We start from the raw sequence: 17017 nt of genomic DNA, 5'->3' as shown, positions 1-17017 counted from the left end.
TCATTCATGCAACACAAGATCCGTTCAACGCTGGCAACCGTGGGCATCGCCTGGTGCACTTTGACGCCCGCCCACGCCGCTGACCTGTTCCAGAGCGACACCTACCAGTCGCTGACCTCGGACCGCCGCGCGTCGCGCCCGGGCGACATCGTCACGATCCTCGTCTACGAGAACTCAACCGCGAGCAATACCGCAGACACGTCGACCAAAACGAACGTCGCCGTGCAAGGCAGCGTGTCGACGATGTGGGCCGGCGGCAACGCCGCGCAGATCGGCCTCGGCGACAACTACGGCGGACGCGGACAGATCCAGCGCACGGGCCGTTTGCTCGCGCAGATCAGCGCGCGCGTCGAGTCGACTGAAGCCAATGGCGACCTGATCGTCGCGGGCGAACAGGCCATCGACGTCAACGGCGAAAAGACGCTCATTCACCTTCAAGGCCGCGTACGCGCGGTCGACATCGCGGCGAACAACACGGTGCAGTCGAGCCGCCTCGCGGACGCGAAGATCGACTATGTCGGCGAAGGCTTCATCACCGATCGGTCGAAGCCCGGCCTGATTCCCCGCTTTCTTGCATGGTTGGGCTTATGGTAATGCGACTCTCTTCCCGCGCGACGCGGCTCACCCGCGCCCTGCTGCTGCTCGTCTGCGCGTGGGCCACCGTCAGCGGGCCGGCGCACGCGGCCAACGAAGTACGCCTCAAAGACCTCGGACGCTTTCTCGGCTGGCGCGACAACCTGCTCGTCGGCTACGGCATCGTGTCGGGTCTGGCGGGCTCGGGCGACACGCCGCGCAATCAGGCCACGCGCCAGGCCATGGTGAACATGATGTCGCAGTTCGATCTGAATCTGACCCAGGACCAGATCCAGAGCCGCAACGTCGCCATGGTCATGATTACGGCCTCGCTGCCGCCCACCGCCAACGTCGGCGACCGGATCGACATCAACGTCACATCGATGGGCGATGCACGCAGCCTGTCGGGCGGCACGCTGATCATGACGCCGCTGCGCGGCCCCGACCGCAAGACCTACGCCCTCGCGCAAGGCCCGATCACGGTCGGCGGCTACCGCTTCGACGCCAACGGCAACCTGCGCCAGAAAAATCATCCGACGGTCGGTACTGTGCCGCAAGGCGCGATCGTCGAAGTACCTGTGCGCGCTGAGCTCGTCACGCAGGACGGCTATCTGAACTTCGTGCTGCGCAACGCGGACGCGACCACGGCCGAGCGCATCGCGCAACGCATCAACCAGACGTTCGGCGCCGGCAGCGCACGCTCGCTCGACGGGCAAACCGTGCAGATCCGCGCTCCCGGCGAAGGCAGCGCACTCAACAGCTATGTGGCGCGCGTGGAGACGCTCGGCGTCGTGCCCGATCAGGACTCGCGTGTGGTCATCAATGAACGCACGGGCACCGTGGTCGCCGGCGGCGACACGCACATCTCGCCGATCACGATCTCGCACGGCGATATTCGTGTGACTGTCACAACCGAATACTCGGCGTCGCAGCCCGAGCAGATCGGCATCGCGGGCCGCGGCGTACGCAGTCTCGTGATCGGCAACAGCGATCTTTCCGTCGACGAACCCGGCCAGACCGTCGCCGCGACGTTCCCGCACGGCTCGGTCGGCGAACTCGTGCAGGCGCTGTCGCGCAGCCGAGTCAGTACACGCGACGTGATTGCGATTCTCGAAGCCATCAAGGCGGCGGGCGCATTGCACGCCGACATCATCGTTCAATAACAGGAGCAACCGCGATGACCATCAACTTCGTCGCCGCCATCGCCGGCAAGGCCCTCGACGGGCTGTTCGCACGGCAAACCGCCACCGCGCAGAACGTGGCCAACGCCGGCTCGGCGAATTTCACGCCGCTACGCGTATCGTTCGAGGATGCGTTGCGCGACGCTGCCGCGCCTCACCCGGGCGACACGCCAGCCAGCGTGCTCGCGCGTATTGCAAGTGTCGCGCCGCGCATCGACGTACCGCTGCCGCTCGCCTCGAATACCGTGCGGATCGGCGATGAGATTGCGACGGCATCCGAAACGTCGGCACGCTACGCGATGCTGCTCGGCATGCTCGATCGCACGATGCAGATCGAGAAGCTCGCGATCGCCGGAGGCTGAACCGATGAGCGATTCCATCTTCGCGATCGCGCGCTCCGGACTCGACGTCGAGCGCCAACGCATGGAAGTCATTGCGCAGAACCTCGCCAACGCGGGCACGACGCGCACGGCCAGCGGCGCGCCTTATCAGCCGCAACGGCTCGTATCGGGGCCGCGCCTCGCCTCTGCGGACTTCTCCAGTCTGCTCGGCAACGGCGGCACGGCCAGTGCGAACGGCGCTGCGGGACTGACTGCCACGCAGGGGCTCGGGGGCGCGCAGACGTACGGCATCGAGACGGTCGACGCGCCCCCGCGCCTCGTCTACGACCCGTCGCATCCGCATGCGGACGCAAAAGGCTTCGTGTCCTACCCCGGTCTGGATCATGCCGGCGAAATGGCGCTGATGGTGCAGACGCTGCGCGTCTACGAAGCCAACACCGTGATGTTCAACGCGGCACGCTCGATGTACATGCGTGCGCTCGAACTTGGAAGCCACTGATGAGCATCGCTGAAATCGCCGCCCTCGAACCGGGCTTTCTCGCGCCGACATGGCAGACCGGCTTGACGCCGTCGCTTGCGTCACAAGTACAGCCCGGCCTCGGCGCGAGCACGCAATCCGGCTTCGGTGCGCTGCTCGTCGATGGCCTGCAATCCGTCGACACGCAGCTCAGCACCGCCAACGCAGCCGTGACCGATTTCGCGCTTGGCGCGGACCTGCCGCCGCATCAGGTCGTGATGGCACTGGAACAGGCCCGCATGTCACTCCAGTTCGCGTTGCAGGTCCGCTCACGCCTCGTCGAGGGCTACTAGGAACTGATGCGGATGCAACTCTGAAATGGAAGCCAGTATGTCCCGCTTCAAATCGCTATTTACCGATGCGTCGCGCGAGCGGCAATTCATGATGGTCGGCGCGTTATCACTGCTGCTGTGCGGCATGATGGCGGCCGCGTTCTTCCTGTCGCGGCCCGGCTATCAGGTCCTGTTCCGCGATCTGAAGCCTCAGGACGCGTCCGCGGTCGTGGCCGAACTCGACAAGCAGAAGGTGCCCTACCGCATCGATGAGAAGACCTCCGCGATTCTGGTGCCCGCCGGGGATACGCGCGCGCTGCGTCTGAAGCTGATGAGCAGCGATCTGCGTCTGCATGGCGCGGTTGGTTTCGAGCTGTTCAACAACTCCGATCTCGGCCTCACCGAGTTCGCGCAGAAGGTCAACTACCAGCGCGCGTTGCAAGGCGAACTCGCGCGCACGATCATGACGCTCGATGAGATCGACCTCGCGCGCGTGCATCTGACCTTGCCCGAGTCGTCGCTGTTCCGGCGCGATGCGGCGCGTCCCAAGGCGTCGGTGGCGCTATTCATGCGCGACGGCCAGGCGCTTGCTCCCGAGACCGTGCGCGGCATCCAGCGGCTGGTGGCCGCAGCGGTACCCGAACTGTCCGCGAACGACGTCACGGTGCTCGATCAGCGCGGCGACGTCGCGGGCGCCAAAGCCGGCGAAACCGCGGTGACCGACGACCCGCATTTCACATTGAAGCAGGCGATCGAGCAGCGCTATGAGCGCAAGATTCTTGCGCAGATTGCCCCGCTCGTTGGCGACCGTCATGTCAGCGTCAGCGTCGACGCCGCGCTCGACTTCGCGCAAACGCGCACGACGCGCGAGTCGGGTGTCACCCGGCCGATCGTCAACGCCGACAGTTCGGCCAGCTCCACGCCCCCGCTGCCGTCGACGAAAAGCGCACACACGTTGCCGCCTTCCGGCACGCCGCCGCTGCCCGCATTGCCGTCCGTCGAGGGCACGAGGACCGATCGCAGTCTCGAGCAGACGGTATCGGAACCCGGTTCGATCCGGCGGCTGTCGGTCGGCATCGTGCTCGACCATGGCCTGCCGCAAGACGACATGACACGCATCAACGCAATGCTCGGCGCGTCAATCGGCTTCGACGCCGCGCGCGGCGATGTGCTGTCCGTCTATGTGCGCCATTCCGGCGATGCGACGACGAGCGCGGCAACGCTAACGACGCCCGCGAATGCAGGCGTAGCGGCACCGGTCGAGCCCGAAACGGGCGCGGATCTGGATGCCGGTACTTCGATTCGCGATACATCCGAACCCGTCGCATTGCGCGCCGCAACTGACACCTACTCGCGCCAACTGCAAGCCGTGGTCCAGGATCTCGCGCAATGGATCTCGACTCATCCGGCCGCCTTGTGCTCCGCCTTATTGCTCGTCGGCATCATGGCTACGTTGCTCGCCGTGCGTCGGCGCCGAGTCTCCCGCCGCTCGCGGTCGCGCGCATTGAGTCCGCAGCAGCGCGAAGTCTATGTCCTGCGTTTGCGCACGCTGCTCGCAGAAGAAGGAGAGCCGCATGGCCACGCCTGAGCACGACGCATCGCGCGAACGCCGTCTGAGGCGCGTGGTTGCCGATCTGAGCGAACTTGCGATCGACGACATCGAGGCGATCTGGAGCGCGCTGTCGCAGCAGGAACGCGCGCGCTTGCGACCGCTGCTCGCCGACGCGGCGCGCGTCGCACCCGGCAATTTGGTGGTGGCCATAACGGAGCCAGCGACGGACGACAGCACTGCGATTTCCGGCGAGCGTGAGGCGCCTGAAGACACGCAACTCGCCGCATCGCAGCTTGAACGACTCGCCGTGACCTTGCCGAACGAACTCCTTTGCCGGCTGATGTCCTGCGTGAGCGCGTCGACCCGTGAGGCCGTGATCGCTGCGTTGCCGCCCGAGCGCCGCGCGGTGCTCATGCCGCATGGTCTCGCGTATGACATCACGGAGCGTGCGCGCGCGGCATTGAAGACCGCTGCGCTCGCCGCTTGCGCGCAACTCGCCGATGTCCTTCATGACGAGGGTATGCCGTCGCAGGTCGAATTGCCGCGACTCCGCCAGAGGCTTCGCGGCTGGATCGGGCGGTCCGCATGAGTCTGTTGCTCAAAGCCGCGCAGGTGTCGTTCGACAGCGCTCGCAAGACGCTCGGTCGGGCCCCGCTCGTTCCCGTCGCCGCCGCCGCGGAACCGCCGGAACCCGTCGCGGCGCAGGTACAGATCGACGAACTCAGACGCGAACTCGCGGAGCACGCGCAAACGCATGCCGAGCAAATCCGCGACTTTGAAGAACGGGAGCGCGCCGCCTGGCAGCAGGGCGTGGAACAAGGCATCGAAAAAGGCGTAACGCAAGTCAAGCTCGATCACGCGCAGCGCCGCGAAGCACTCGCCGCCGGTATTGACGCGGCGCTCGCTACGTTGCGCGAACGCCTGCAAGCGATCGAAAGCCTCGCGCTCGATGTCGCACAAGCCGCGCTGCACAAAACCCTCGGCGACAGCGCCGCGTATGCGGAGCTCGTCGTGCAAACCGCGCGCCATCACCTCGCGCAGGTCGCGGCTGGATCGGCGATTGGCGTGCGCGTGTCCGCGCACGATTTTCCCGACGCCGAGGCATTGCGCGACGCGTTTGCCACGCTCACACGTCAGAGCGCACTGACGGTCGACGCCGCTCCGCAGTTGGCTGCCGGCGCTTGCCTGATCGATCTGAAGCTCGGTCGACTCGACGTGAGCCTGCCCCGGCAGCTCTCGCATATGAATCGCACGCTCGATGAACTTCGCGCCGATGACTGACCGCGCGCCGCTCCACCGCTACGTCGCCGCCATGCGGCAGCTCGATCCGGCAACCCGGATCGGCACGGTCACGCGCGTGATGCCGACGTTCGTCGAAGCGGACGGCCCCGGCGTGCCGCTCGGCTCGCACTGCGCACTCGGCGCACCAGGTCCGCGGCAATGCGAGGCGGAAGTCGTCAAAGTCGAGGTGGGCCGCGTCACGCTGGCGCCGTACACGTCGACGGCCGCGATCTGCGTCGGCGACCCGGTGTGCGCGATGCGAGTTGGAGACACGATCTCCGTTGGGCCCGGCTGGCTCGGACGCGTCGTCGATCCCTTGGGCCGGCCGCTCGACGGCGGCGCACCGCTACCCGCGAGCGACGCCTCATGGCCGCTCGCCGGCGTGAGCACGCCGCCGCTGGATCGGCTGTCGCCGGTCGAGCCGCTCGAAACCGGCATTCGCGCGCTCGACGGGCTGCTGACGCTTGGCGTCGGTCAGCGTGTGGGCATTTTCGCGGGCAGCGGCGTCGGCAAGACGACTCTGCTCGCGAGCCTTGCGCGCCACGTCGAAGCCGACGTCTGCGTGCTGTGCCTCGTCGGCGAACGGGGCCGCGAAGCGGAGGAGTTCTGGCAACGAGCACTGTCGGACAGCGCGCGCGCCCGCTCGACGATGGTGGTCGCGACCTCAGATCAGCCCGCTGTGATGCGCGCCCGCAGTGTGCTGGTGGCGCTGTCGGTGGCTGAGCATTTTCGCGCGCAGGGCGCGCACGTGCTGCTGCTGCTCGACTCGGTCACGCGCTATGCGCTCGCGCTGCGCGAGATCGGCCTGGCCGCTGGCGAACCGCCGACCGTTCGCGCCTACACACCGGGCGTGTTCGCCGCGCTACCGAAAATTGTCGAGCGATGCGGCGCGATCAGGAACAGCGGTGCGATCACCGCGCTGATGACCGTGCTCACCGAGACCGACGACATCGACGATCCGATGGCCGAGACGATGCGCGCGCTGCTCGACGGCCACATCGTCTTGACGCGCGAACTCGCCGAGCAGGGTCACTACCCGGCCATCCAGGTGCCGCGCAGCATCAGCCGCGTGATGCAGTACGTCGCCGAGCCGAATGAACGGCGGCTCGCCGCCGAAGCCGTCGCGCAGCTTGCCGCGTACGAAGCATCGCGCACGCTCGTCGAATCGGGACTTTACGCGCCGGGCAGCAACCCGGCGCTCGACCGCGCGCTGCAACAGCGCGCCGCACTGCTCGATTTCCTGCGCCAGGCGCCGGATGTGACGACGCCGCGCACGACGACAGTCAACGCGCTCGCCGCTTTGCTGCGGGACGCTGCATGAAGAGTCATCCATGAAAAAACGTCGCCAATTCGAAATGGCGCGAGAAATCGCCGGTTTGCGTCGACTGCAAGTGGAACGCGCGCGCCTGGAAACGGTGCGAGTCGTCCAACTCCATGAGCGCAGTCGCGTGCGCGAGCAGTCACTTTGTGCGAGCGTCGATGCCCATGTCGCGCAATGGCGCGATGCGTTGCAGGCGCGCGACGGCTTGTCGCCGGAGGTCGCGTCCAATTGGGCCGGCGCGCTCGCCTCGGTTCGCACCGCCCATCTGCACGCGCAACGGGATACGCGCGATGCCGCAAGCCGTGTCGAACGAGAGCGCGCAGTGCTGGCGCGCCAGGAACAGCAAGCCGAGCACGCTCGTGGCGTGGCCGCCAGGGCCGGGCGGCAATTCGAACGTCAACGCGAAGAACAGAGTGCGAGCCGGATCGAGGACATGTATCTGTCGCGGGAGACGCGCCCATGAAGCTCACTGCATTCTCGCCGTGGCGCGATGCAACGATGTCGGCATCAGGTTCGCGCACCGCTCCTGATGCCAGGCCCACCGCGTTCGACCAGGTATTGCGGGTGATGGAGAAAGGCATGTGGTCGGGCGCGAAGGCCGGCGCGATGAGCGAAGATCCGAAGCTCGCACCACAGCGACGTGCACCAGCGGGGCGCGACGACAGCGCGCCTGCGTTCGATCCACGCTCCGATGCTCGCTCTCCGTCCGCTGACAATGTGAGTGAGCCCCATGGCTACGTATCGGTGGCATCCGCTCGCGTCGAGGTTGAACCGCATGCGCCCGGCACCGGGCCTGAGATGCTGGATCGCGATGGCGCCAACGCAATGCGCAGCGCGGTGTGGCCGATCGTGGTCGGGACTTCGTCTTTCGCACCATCGGGAAGCACTGTTCACGAGGTACTGTCGCGCGACCACGCCATACCGCACAGGGTGCCTCGCACCGCTTCGCCCGCTGCATCGATCGCCGCGCGAGCTGCTAATGCCGGCAGCGCGCCAACGCCCTATCGCCTGACCGTGATGACCGGCGAAGCCGGCGTGTCGGTCGCGTTGCGCATCAACCTCGGTAACGCGAACGTTGACGAAACCGAAGCGCTCACCCAGCACGCCCGCGACGAGTTGCGCCGCGCCATGCCGCGCGCCGTGCGGCTCACCGTCAACGGTGTCGAACACATTCCGACCACATCGCAAGGCATCGCTCATGGCTACTAATCCGATCAGCCCGACCAGCGACGTCGGCAACCGTATCGATTCGATCGGTCTCGACATGCAATCGCTGCTGCAGATCATCCTGACGCAGCTCACCTATCAGGACCCGCTCAAGCCAGTCGACAACTTCGAGTTCGTCTCGCAGCTCGCGCAGTTCACGTCGCTCGAACAGACACGCCAGATGACCGACAAGATCGACAACCTGCTGTCGGTCCAGTCGGCCACGCAGACGCTCGGCCTGCTCGGCCGCAACGTCGACGTGCAGACCGACACAGCGCTGCTGAGCGGCGTAGTCAAGAGCGTGTCATTCAAGGATTCTCAACCGCAGTTGACGATCGAAACCGAGAGTGGCGAATTTCTGACGAACGCCAATATTTCGCAGATCGTCGCGGTGCGCCAGACGACGGGTTCTTAACGGAGATTTCTATGCTAGCAAGCATTTACATCGGCATGAGCGGGCTGACGGCGTACGCGAAAGGCCTGCAAACCATCAGCAATAACGTCGCGAACCTGAACACCGCGGGCTTCAAGACCTCGACGCCAGGCTTCGCCGATCTGTACTACGGTCAACAGTTCGCGCGAGCCGAACCAGGCGCGATGAACACGATGCAATTCGGCAGCGGCGTCGAGTACGGTTACTCGTCATTGAATTTCGCGCAGGGCGATCTGCGCGCGAGTGATGGCCAGCTCGATCTTGCCATTCAGGGCAACGGCTTTCTGACGCTGCTCGATGGCAACACCGCGCGTTACACCCGCACCGGTCAGTTCGCCGTCGGCGACGACGGCTTCATCGAGGACAAGGCAACGGGATTGAAACTCGCCGCCTTGACCGCGTCGGGCAGCCTCGGTCCGATTTCCCTCGCCGGCAAACGGATCAGCCCGCCGCAAGCGACGACGGTGATCCGCTTTTCGGACAACCTGTCGTCGGGTTCGACCAACTTCTCGATTCCGAACGTCAACGTCTACGACGCGAACGGCGGCGAGCACGCGCTGACGCTCGCGTTCGCGCCCGATTCGAGCATCGTTCCCGGCCGCTGGCAGGTGACGGTGACCGACGAAAACAACATACCGGTCCAGCAGGGCACGCTGCAGTTCAACGGTGGTATTCCCGAGCCGGGGCGCGACCAGATCGATTTCACGCTGACTTCCCCCGACGCGCCGCCGCTCACCGTCAAGCTCGATTTTTCGACCGGCGTCACCAGCTTCTCCGCTGGCAGCTTCTCGAGCCTGCGTGTGTCGGACAAGGACGGCTATGGGACCGGCACGTTGTCGTCGATGAACGTCGATATAGACGGGCAACTGGTGCTGCAGTATTCCAACGGGCAAACCGACAAGCTCGGCGCGATCGCGCTCGCGAGCTTTGCGAATTCGCAGCAACTGGTGCAACAGGGCAATGGTCTGTTCGATGCATCGCACGCGTCACCGCCGCAATATCGCGCCAGCAACGGCGCGGGCGTAGGTCAACTGATCGCGGGCGCGACCGAGGCGTCGAACGTCGATCTGTCGACCGAATTTGGGCAGCTGATCCTGATTCAGCGCGGCTTCCAGGCGTCGTCGCAGGTCATCAGTACCGCCAATGAAATGATCATGCAGTTGTTCCAGATGCGAGGTCAGGGATGAGCGTCGAGCCGATCCACTGGAGGCCGCTTGGCGGGCGCGACCTCGCCGCCGGCGCGGCGTGGCTCACGAGCGCGCTTGCTCCGTGGCAGCAGGCATGGCTGGCCACGCCCGCGCTGATGGTCGAAGCCGTGGCGCTACTCGATCCGTCCGACAGCGTGCGGTGTTCGGACCAATGCGAGTCGTGGTCGATCGGCGACGACGTCTGGCTGTTCGCCGAGCCTCGGCAGATCGCCATGCTGGTCAACGAGGCGCTCGATCTGCCGAAGTCCTTCGCGCTGACCGGGCACGCATGCGCACCCGTGCTCGCGGACGTCGGAACACTGCTCGTCGACGAGCTGCTCGACGCAATCGGCGCAGCGCTGTCGCCAGAACGCGAGACTGCCGCGGACCTCATCAAGACAAGCAACGTCGATACGCCGCGGCTTCGCTACGGCGGGGCCAGCTTCCGCTTGCGCAACGCGAGCGGCGAGAGCGTCCTCACGCTCGTCTGCGGCGCACCGACGCTGTGGTCGCGTCTGCCCTTAAGCAATCCGCCGGTGCATGCAGCGAACACACGGGCCGAATCGCTTCGCAGCACCGCCGTCGGATCGAGCCGCGTGTCGCTCCATGCGATGCTCGGGCAGTGCGAACTGAGCGTACCGCAACTGGCCACGCTCGCCGTTGGCGACGTGATCCGGCTCGACCATACGATTACCGAGCCGATCGCATTGCAGTTGGCACAGTCAGATCGCGGACGACCCATCCCCATCGCCGCCGGCATGCCCGGACAGCACGGCGGCAAATTTTCCATTCAACTAACTTCGATAGCCGCGCCCGCTACCCCATGACCCTGAGTACCCCATCCACTCGAGCGCTCGTCACGCGTGTCGATCTTCCCGAACAAGAACCGCACTACGACGAACGCGACACGACCTATCCGCAGCTGGCGCTGCTCGAAGAAGTGAAGGTCACCGTCGATATCCGCCTCGGCTCAGCCGAGATGTCGATCAAGGAACTGCTGGCACTGCAATCCGGTGCGGTGGTCGAACTCGATCGTCATCTCGGCGATACCGTCGACGTGTTGCTCAACGACAAGACTGTCGCGCGCGCCGAGATCGTCGCGCTCGGCGAGCAGTTCGGCATCCGCATCACTGAAATTTCGACGCATCCATGACCGCTTCAACTCCGGCCGCATGGCTGCAAGGCGCCAGCGACGCGGCAGCAGGCCAACAGGCGTTATCGGCAACCGGCCTCGCACTCGCGGGCGTCGACGTGATGCGCGTCGGCATCGCGCTCGCGTGTTGCGTCGCGCTTGGTATCGTTGCGATCCTGCTTTTGCGACGCAGCCAGCGAATCGGCACGGGCGGTTCGTGGTCGAGCGGCACGCCGCGAATCGCAGCAGCCGCGTCCCTGCGTCTCGGCCCGCGCGTGACGCTTCACCTGATCGAATACGACAGCCGCGTCGTGCTGCTCGCCTCGGATGCAAGCGGTGTCAAGCTGCTGGACGCCCACGATCGGCGCGACGGAGCGCGTGAAGCATGATGCAACGAAGTCGGTTCGACGCACGGCGCTGGCTGATCGCGCTGTCGATAGGCGGCATCTGCCTGTATGCCGGATTCGCGGCCGCAGCGCCAATCGCGCACAGCGCCGACGCAGGCATGCTGTCGCTATCTGGTTCCGCGACCGGACTCATCGCGAATAGCAAGGGCGTATCTGAAACGGTGCGCATTGCGACACTACTCACTCTGCTCAGCGTCGCCCCCGCACTGATCGTGTCGATGACGGCATTCATTCGCATCGTCATCGTGCTGTCGATGATCCGCCACGCGTTCGGCATGCCGGAAACGCCGCCGACACCCGTGCTGATCAGCCTCGCGCTGTTCCTGACGGTGTTCGCGATGCTGCCGACGTTGCAGGTAGTCAACCACGACGCGCTGCAGCCATTCATGCACGGTCAGATCGACCTGGCTCACGCGCTCGACACCAGTACCGCGCCGATACGCGATTTCATGCTGCGCCAGGTGCGCGAGGATGAGCTCAGGCTGATGTACGAAATGTCGCAACAGCCACTGCCGCAGACACCAGCTGATGTCAGCCTGTTGCAGTTGACGCCCGCGTTCATCCTCAATGAACTACGCGTCGCGTTTCAGATCGGCTTTGTGATCCTGCTGCCGTTTCTGCTGATCGACCTCGTCGTGTCGAGCGTGCTGCTGTCGCTCGGTATGCTGATGGTGCCGCCCGCGACGATCTCATTGCCGCTCAAAGTGCTGATGTTCGTGCTGGTGGACGGCTGGAGCCTCGTGCTGCACGGCGTGCTGGGCAGCTTCAAATGAAGCTGCCGCTGCAGGATGCGAACGCCAATGAAGTGCACGGCGAAACCCTGGCGTCCGTGTTGGAGGAGGGCCTGTGGGCCGCGCTACGCGACGAAGGCGGTCCGCAAGCGCGCGAAGCCGTATTCGCCCACTTTCTGCCCTACGCGCGGGCGCTCGCCGCTCAACTGTACGCAGGGCGGCATCACGACGACGTCGAGTTCAAGGACTTTCTGCAGCTTGCCTGCGTCGGTCTGCTCGAAGCGATCGACCGATTCAAATCCGAGCGCGGCGTGTCGTTTCGCACCTTCTGCACGCCGCGCCTCAGAGGCAACGTGTTGACCGGCGTACAGCGCCTGAGCGATGCGCAGGAACAGATCGCTCTGCGCAAACGGATACAGCGCGAGCGTATTGCATCTCTGGCAGCGTCCGCTGGCACGGGCAAGCAATCCGATACCTTCCAGGCTCTCGCGACGCTCGCCGCGGGCCTCGCGATCGGCTTCATGCTCGACGATACCGGCATAGTCGAGGAGTCCGCCCCGCAGGCCGCGCCATCTGCAACCGCTTATCAGACCATCGCATGGAGGCAGACAACCGAGAAATTGCATACGGCCGTCGCACGATTACCGGCGCGCGAGCAGAAGATCATCCGCTACCATTATTTTCATGGACTGGGCTTGGAGCAGATTGCCGACATATTCGGCGTAACCAAAGGCCGCATCTCACAGTTGCATCGCGGTGCGCTGCTCGATCTGCGCGACCTGCTCGGCAATACCCAGCATCTGCATATCACGGGCTAAAACCATGACTCATGAACACGATTCCCCTACGCACTGCAACGATGGCATCATGTCGTCCGTCCTCTCCGCCATGCAGGGCACCGATGAACACGCACTCGACGTGCTGAACGAAACGCTCGCCGGCTGGCCGCTGGATGCTCGACTGTGGTTCCTGCGCGGCTCGGTTTACGCCAGTCAGAGCCGACACGGCGAAGCGCGCACCGATTTCGTTCAGGCGGTGACCCTCGCGCCGGATCTTCACATCGCCAGCTTCATGCTGGGGCTTCTCGAACTGCTGAACGGGCTCGTTGCACAGGCATCGCGAAGCTGGTTGCCGCTGGATCGGCTGGCCGAGGACGACGCGTTGCGCGTGCTCAAAGATGGCCTGCTGAGTCTTGCCGACGATCGGTTCGATGACGCGCTCGACAAGCTCAATCGCGGCATGCAACTCAATCAGCAGCATCCGTTGGTCAACGCCTATGTCCGCGCGGTAATCGAGAAGTTGACCACCGAGGCCGAGCGAGCGGATCACACGGAAGACAGTTCCACGGCGCAACACGACCATCTGCTGCTGTCGGGCTATCAGAACAACCAGACCCGTCACTGATACGCGGCCGCGCCATGGATCCCATTTCGACCCTCACTCAGGCAATGCAGTTGCTGCGGCAGCAACTCGCCGAAAAACAGCAACGGGAAGAGCGGACTGCCTCCGGCCGCAGCGCGGCAGCTTCCATGCGGGCCGGTCAACCGCTGTCGACCGCGGGCAGCCTGCCTGACGCGATTCGGGTGCGGATCGACACGTTGCGCGCGGCAGGTGTCGACGACGAGCGGCAGTTCTTTCGTGCGGTGGTCAATCTGCTGTTGCTGCGCGAGTTCGGCGAAGAAATGGCCAACGATCCCTCTTTCCAGCAGATGAGCGAATGGGTCAGCGGGTGTTTGTCCGAACAGCTCGAGACGCGTCATGTGCTGCGCGAGATCATCGGCGGCTAAGATCCGCTGCTTGATGAACCGTGATGGAAGGGTACGCCCTTGGGTACGGTAGTTGCTGGAACTGTTCATCCTCGATAATCGGAGGAAATGATCATGACTAGGCTACTTCTTGCAATGCTCCTATCGATCGGCCTGGCTGGCTGCGTCGTCGCCCCGCCGCCCAGCTATGGCTACGGTTACGAGCCGGCTCCCGCCTATGGCTATGGTCCAGGGTATTACGCCGCGCCGTCCGTCAGTCTGGGCATCGGCGTTGGCGGCTACTGGGGGGGACATGGCGGCGGTCGGCACGGTCGATAGCTCGATCACCGACCCCACCCGCACCCATTACACCCGCCATGACGGTGCTTCGCCCCGCCGCCGGTCGAGGTACCGCGCAACGAGCATGACGCAGGACTGACGCGGCATTCCCGGCCGTTACGGCCATTCCACCAGCGCGGTTCCCAGCCAGGGTAAACATCCATCCACGCACAAAGCGCTTTAAAATGGTTGGTGTACGGAGTATATTTCCGTTCAGCAGGATATCTACTGAACGGAGGACGACGTCATGCAATTTCATCTCAACGGTTTCCGGGTCGGCGATCCGACGATCGAGCCGGCCATCAGCCATGCGCATGCGGCGCAGATGCCCGACACGGTCGATGTGCTGATCGTCGGCAGCGGTCCTGCCGGACTCGTGCTGGCGGCGCAGCTGTCGCAATTCCCCTCGATCAGCACGCGCATCGTCGAGCGTCGCGACGGACCGTTGCAGATGGGACAGGCCGATGGCGTAGCGTGCCGTACGGTCGAAATGTTCAATGCGTTCGGCCTCAGCGAACGTCTGCTGCAAGAAGCCTATTGGGTAAATGAAACGGTCTTCTGGCGACCCGATGCAAATGACCGCGGCGCGATCGGTCGTACCGGTCGAGTTCAGGACACCGAAACAGGCCTTTCTGAATTTCCACACGTGATCGTCAATCAGGCGCGTATCCAGGAATATCTGCTCGACGTGATGCGCCGCTCCGCGCGCCGGATCGAACCTGACTATGGCCTCGAAATCGTCGACCTTCAGCGCGATGATACGAACGAATACCCGGTGCTGGTCACGCTGCGGCACACCGACCCCGCGCGGCTCGACGAGACCGTGACCGTGCGTGCGCGCTATGTCGTCGGTTGCGACGGCGCTCGCAGCCGGGTGCGCACCGCCATCGGACAAACGCTGCGCGGCGACGCGGCCAACCATGCGTGGGGCGTGATGGACGCGCTGGCCGTCAGCGACTTTCCGGATATTCGGCTGAAGGCTGCAATCCAGTCCGCGAGCAAGGGCAACCTGCTGATCATCCCCCGTGAAGGCGGATATCTCGTGCGCTTCTACGTCGACCTCGGCGATGTCACCCCGGAGAACCGCGACAGCATCAAGCAGATCACGGTCGATCGCATCATCGAGACGGCGCAGCGCATCCTCCACCCCTATACGCTCGACGTGAAAGAAGTGGCGTGGTTCTCGGTCTACGAGGTCGGGCAGCGCCTCACCGACCGCTTCGACGACGCGATCGCCGCCGACGGCTCTTCGCGCGAACCTCGTGTGTTCATCGCCGGCGATGCCTGCCACACGCATAGCGCGAAAGCAGGCCAGGGCATGAACGTGTCGATGCAGGACAGCTTCAATCTAGGCTGGAAGCTCGGCGCGGTGCTGGAGGGACGTAGCGACGCCGATCTGCTCCGCACGTATTCGGATGAGCGCCAACCCATCGCGCAGGAACTGATCGATTTCGACAAGGAATGGTCGGCCATGATGGCCGCGCCGCCGAAGGACCCCAGCCGGCCCGAGGCGGGCGGCGTCGATCCCGCCGAGCTTCAGGCGTACTTCGTTCGTGCGGGCCGCTACACGGCTGGCGTCGCTACGCGTTACCGCCCGGCCACCCTGACCGGTGAAGCGACGCATCAGGCGCTCGCCAAAGGCTTCGCGATCGGCACGCGCTTTCACTCGTCGCCGGTGGTTCGCCTCGCCGATGCAAAGCCGTTCCACCTCGGGCACGCCGCGCAAGCGGACGGCCGCTGGCGCCTGTACGCATTCGCGGACGCATCGCGCCGCGCGCTCGATGCATTGTGCGAGCATCTCGACAAATCGCCTGATTCCGTATTGCGGCGCTTCACGCCGAAAGAAGCCGACGTCGACAGCGTTTTCGATCTGCGCGCCGTGCTGCAACAGCCGCATCGCGAAGTGCGTTTGCAGGACATCCCCGCCCTGCTGCTGCCGCGCAAGGGTCGGCACGGTCTGATCGACTACGAAAAGGCATTTACGAGCGACGCGACGACTGATATCTTCGACGAGCGCGGCATCGATCGCGAACAAGGCGCACTCGTCGTGGTACGTCCCGATCAATACGTGGCCCATGTTCTCCCCTTGAATGCGTACGCGGAGTTGAACGCCTTCTTCCGGCCCATCTTTCGCGTGCGTTAAACCACAACGAAATCCGACACTCCGAAATTGCCGACCAAACCTGAAGACGCCGCCGCGCTCCCCAAATTTACTGGCAGCCTGGTGCGCCGTGCCCAACAGCGCCATGCAGCGGTCTGGCTGAGCGAGGTTTCCACGGAGATCACGAGCGTGCAGTACGCGGCGCTCGAGGTCTTGCACGAGACACCCGGCGTCAGTCAGCGGCAACTCGGAGACAAACTCGATGTGGATCGTTCGACGATTGCCGATCTCGTTGCGCGCATGGTGCGCAACGGCCTGATCGAGCGCGCCGACGATCCTGTCGACAAGCGCAGCTATGTGCTGTTTCTCACCGCTGCCGGTAAGAAGCAGCTCTTTGCGTTGCGTCCGCGCGTCGAGCAGGTCGAGCGCATTCTCACTGAAAGGCTGTCGGCGAGCGAGTCGGCGCAGTTGCGTCGACTGCTTGCTGCGCTGTTGCCGCCGCAGGCTTGATGCGCTAGCTGCTGAAGACCGTCTGCCGTCGCGGTCCGTAGACGGCGCCTCCCTTCCGGCTCCCATAGCCGCTCCCCGCCGCCGCCAGGCTAGAACGAGGGTGTCGTTCTAAAGCAAATGACGGACGACGCGCGCGAGACCGCACCTTTGTTCCAGCACGCCACCTGAAACGAAATCCGCGCCAGCCT

Annotated in this window: 23 protein-coding genes; all 23 read left to right on the top strand. The window is 64.7% G+C overall.

Features of this window, described 5'->3' with window-relative positions:
* The first annotated feature begins 6 nt into the window (after positions 1-6).
* The 23 genes from EVC45_RS14865 to EVC45_RS14755 all read left to right on the top strand — a co-directional run bounded on the left by EVC45_RS14865 (position 7) and on the right by EVC45_RS14755 (position 16829).
* Positions 7-594, top strand: coding sequence for a flagellar basal body L-ring protein FlgH (locus EVC45_RS14865; RefSeq protein ID WP_129958733.1), 588 nt, complete (start codon positions 7-9; stop codon positions 592-594).
* On the top strand, positions 594-1736 hold the full coding sequence (locus tag EVC45_RS14860; RefSeq protein ID WP_248295142.1) for a flagellar basal body P-ring protein FlgI: 1143 nt from the start codon (positions 594-596) through the stop codon (positions 1734-1736). The genes EVC45_RS14865 and EVC45_RS14860 overlap by 1 nt, the downstream gene beginning before the upstream one ends.
* Positions 1737-1750: 14 nt before the next feature.
* Positions 1751-2116, top strand: coding sequence for a hypothetical protein (locus EVC45_RS14855; RefSeq protein WP_129958731.1), 366 nt, complete (start codon positions 1751-1753; stop codon positions 2114-2116).
* A gap of 4 nt (positions 2117-2120) precedes the next feature.
* The gene (flgC, locus tag EVC45_RS14850) at positions 2121-2594 is read left to right on the top strand and encodes a flagellar basal body rod protein FlgC (protein WP_129958730.1); all 474 of its coding nucleotides are present in this window, start codon (positions 2121-2123) and stop codon (positions 2592-2594) included.
* Entirely contained in the window at positions 2594-2905 is a 312-nt protein-coding gene (locus EVC45_RS14845; protein WP_129958729.1) for a flagellar hook-basal body complex protein FliE, read from the top strand. The genes flgC and EVC45_RS14845 overlap by 1 nt, the downstream gene beginning before the upstream one ends.
* Positions 2906-2942: 37 nt before the next feature.
* A complete protein-coding gene (gene fliF, locus EVC45_RS14840; protein WP_248295141.1) occupies positions 2943-4472 on the top strand; it encodes a flagellar basal-body MS-ring/collar protein FliF in 1530 nt (509 codons plus the stop codon).
* On the top strand, positions 4459-5025 hold the full coding sequence (locus tag EVC45_RS14835) for a hypothetical protein (protein ID WP_129958727.1): 567 nt from the start codon (positions 4459-4461) through the stop codon (positions 5023-5025). The genes fliF and EVC45_RS14835 overlap by 14 nt, the downstream gene beginning before the upstream one ends.
* Positions 5022-5717 (top strand): hypothetical protein, encoded by a 696-nt coding sequence (locus tag EVC45_RS14830; RefSeq protein WP_129958726.1) that lies wholly within the window; start codon positions 5022-5024, stop codon positions 5715-5717. The genes EVC45_RS14835 and EVC45_RS14830 overlap by 4 nt, the downstream gene beginning before the upstream one ends.
* Positions 5710-7038: a FliI/YscN family ATPase gene (locus EVC45_RS14825; RefSeq protein WP_248295140.1), complete on the top strand. Its 1329-nt coding sequence runs from the start codon at positions 5710-5712 to the stop codon at positions 7036-7038. The genes EVC45_RS14830 and EVC45_RS14825 overlap by 8 nt, the downstream gene beginning before the upstream one ends.
* A 10-nt stretch (positions 7039-7048) precedes the next feature.
* The gene (locus tag EVC45_RS14820) at positions 7049-7501 is read left to right on the top strand and encodes a hypothetical protein (protein ID WP_129958724.1); all 453 of its coding nucleotides are present in this window, start codon (positions 7049-7051) and stop codon (positions 7499-7501) included.
* Positions 7498-8247 carry a hypothetical protein gene (locus tag EVC45_RS14815; protein WP_129958723.1) on the top strand — a complete coding sequence of 250 codons (750 nt, stop codon included), beginning with the start codon at positions 7498-7500 and terminating at the stop codon, positions 8245-8247. The genes EVC45_RS14820 and EVC45_RS14815 overlap by 4 nt, the downstream gene beginning before the upstream one ends.
* Positions 8237-8659, top strand: coding sequence for a flagellar hook assembly protein FlgD (locus EVC45_RS14810; RefSeq protein ID WP_129958722.1), 423 nt, complete (start codon positions 8237-8239; stop codon positions 8657-8659). Before EVC45_RS14815 ends, EVC45_RS14810 begins: the two co-directional genes overlap by 11 nt.
* An 11-nt stretch (positions 8660-8670) precedes the next feature.
* A complete protein-coding gene (locus tag EVC45_RS14805) occupies positions 8671-9864 on the top strand; it encodes a flagellar hook protein FlgE (RefSeq protein ID WP_129958721.1) in 1194 nt (397 codons plus the stop codon).
* The gene (locus EVC45_RS14800) at positions 9861-10691 is read left to right on the top strand and encodes a FliM/FliN family flagellar motor C-terminal domain-containing protein (protein WP_129958720.1); all 831 of its coding nucleotides are present in this window, start codon (positions 9861-9863) and stop codon (positions 10689-10691) included. The genes EVC45_RS14805 and EVC45_RS14800 overlap by 4 nt, the downstream gene beginning before the upstream one ends.
* On the top strand, positions 10688-11017 hold the full coding sequence (gene fliN, locus EVC45_RS14795) for a flagellar motor switch protein FliN (protein WP_129958719.1): 330 nt from the start codon (positions 10688-10690) through the stop codon (positions 11015-11017). The genes EVC45_RS14800 and fliN overlap by 4 nt, the downstream gene beginning before the upstream one ends.
* Positions 11014-11385 (top strand): flagellar biosynthetic protein FliO, encoded by a 372-nt coding sequence (locus EVC45_RS14790; RefSeq protein ID WP_129958718.1) that lies wholly within the window; start codon positions 11014-11016, stop codon positions 11383-11385. The genes fliN and EVC45_RS14790 overlap by 4 nt, the downstream gene beginning before the upstream one ends.
* Entirely contained in the window at positions 11382-12176 is a 795-nt protein-coding gene (fliP, locus tag EVC45_RS14785) for a flagellar type III secretion system pore protein FliP (RefSeq protein WP_248295139.1), read from the top strand. The genes EVC45_RS14790 and fliP overlap by 4 nt, the downstream gene beginning before the upstream one ends.
* The gene (locus EVC45_RS14780) at positions 12173-12952 is read left to right on the top strand and encodes a sigma-70 family RNA polymerase sigma factor (protein ID WP_129958717.1); all 780 of its coding nucleotides are present in this window, start codon (positions 12173-12175) and stop codon (positions 12950-12952) included. The genes fliP and EVC45_RS14780 overlap by 4 nt, the downstream gene beginning before the upstream one ends.
* 100 nt (positions 12953-13052) lie before the next feature.
* Entirely contained in the window at positions 13053-13538 is a 486-nt protein-coding gene (locus EVC45_RS14775; protein ID WP_129958716.1) for a tetratricopeptide repeat protein, read from the top strand.
* 14 nt (positions 13539-13552) lie between these two features.
* Complete coding sequence (locus tag EVC45_RS14770; protein WP_129958715.1) at positions 13553-13921, top strand: hypothetical protein; 369 nt, start codon at positions 13553-13555, stop codon at positions 13919-13921.
* A gap of 93 nt (positions 13922-14014) precedes the next feature.
* On the top strand, positions 14015-14218 hold the full coding sequence (locus tag EVC45_RS14765) for a hypothetical protein (protein ID WP_129958714.1): 204 nt from the start codon (positions 14015-14017) through the stop codon (positions 14216-14218).
* 247 nt (positions 14219-14465) lie between these two features.
* Positions 14466-16361: an FAD-binding monooxygenase gene (locus EVC45_RS14760; protein ID WP_129958713.1), complete on the top strand. Its 1896-nt coding sequence runs from the start codon at positions 14466-14468 to the stop codon at positions 16359-16361.
* 27 nt (positions 16362-16388) lie between these two features.
* Positions 16389-16829, top strand: coding sequence for a MarR family winged helix-turn-helix transcriptional regulator (locus tag EVC45_RS14755; protein ID WP_129958712.1), 441 nt, complete (start codon positions 16389-16391; stop codon positions 16827-16829).
* Positions 16830-17017: the final 188 nt, after the last annotated feature.

This window comes from Paraburkholderia sp. UYCP14C, assembly GCF_004197395.1.
In the GTDB taxonomy this organism is placed as follows: domain Bacteria; phylum Pseudomonadota; class Gammaproteobacteria; order Burkholderiales; family Burkholderiaceae; genus Paraburkholderia.
This window is presented reverse-complemented; position numbering and strand designations above follow the sequence as displayed.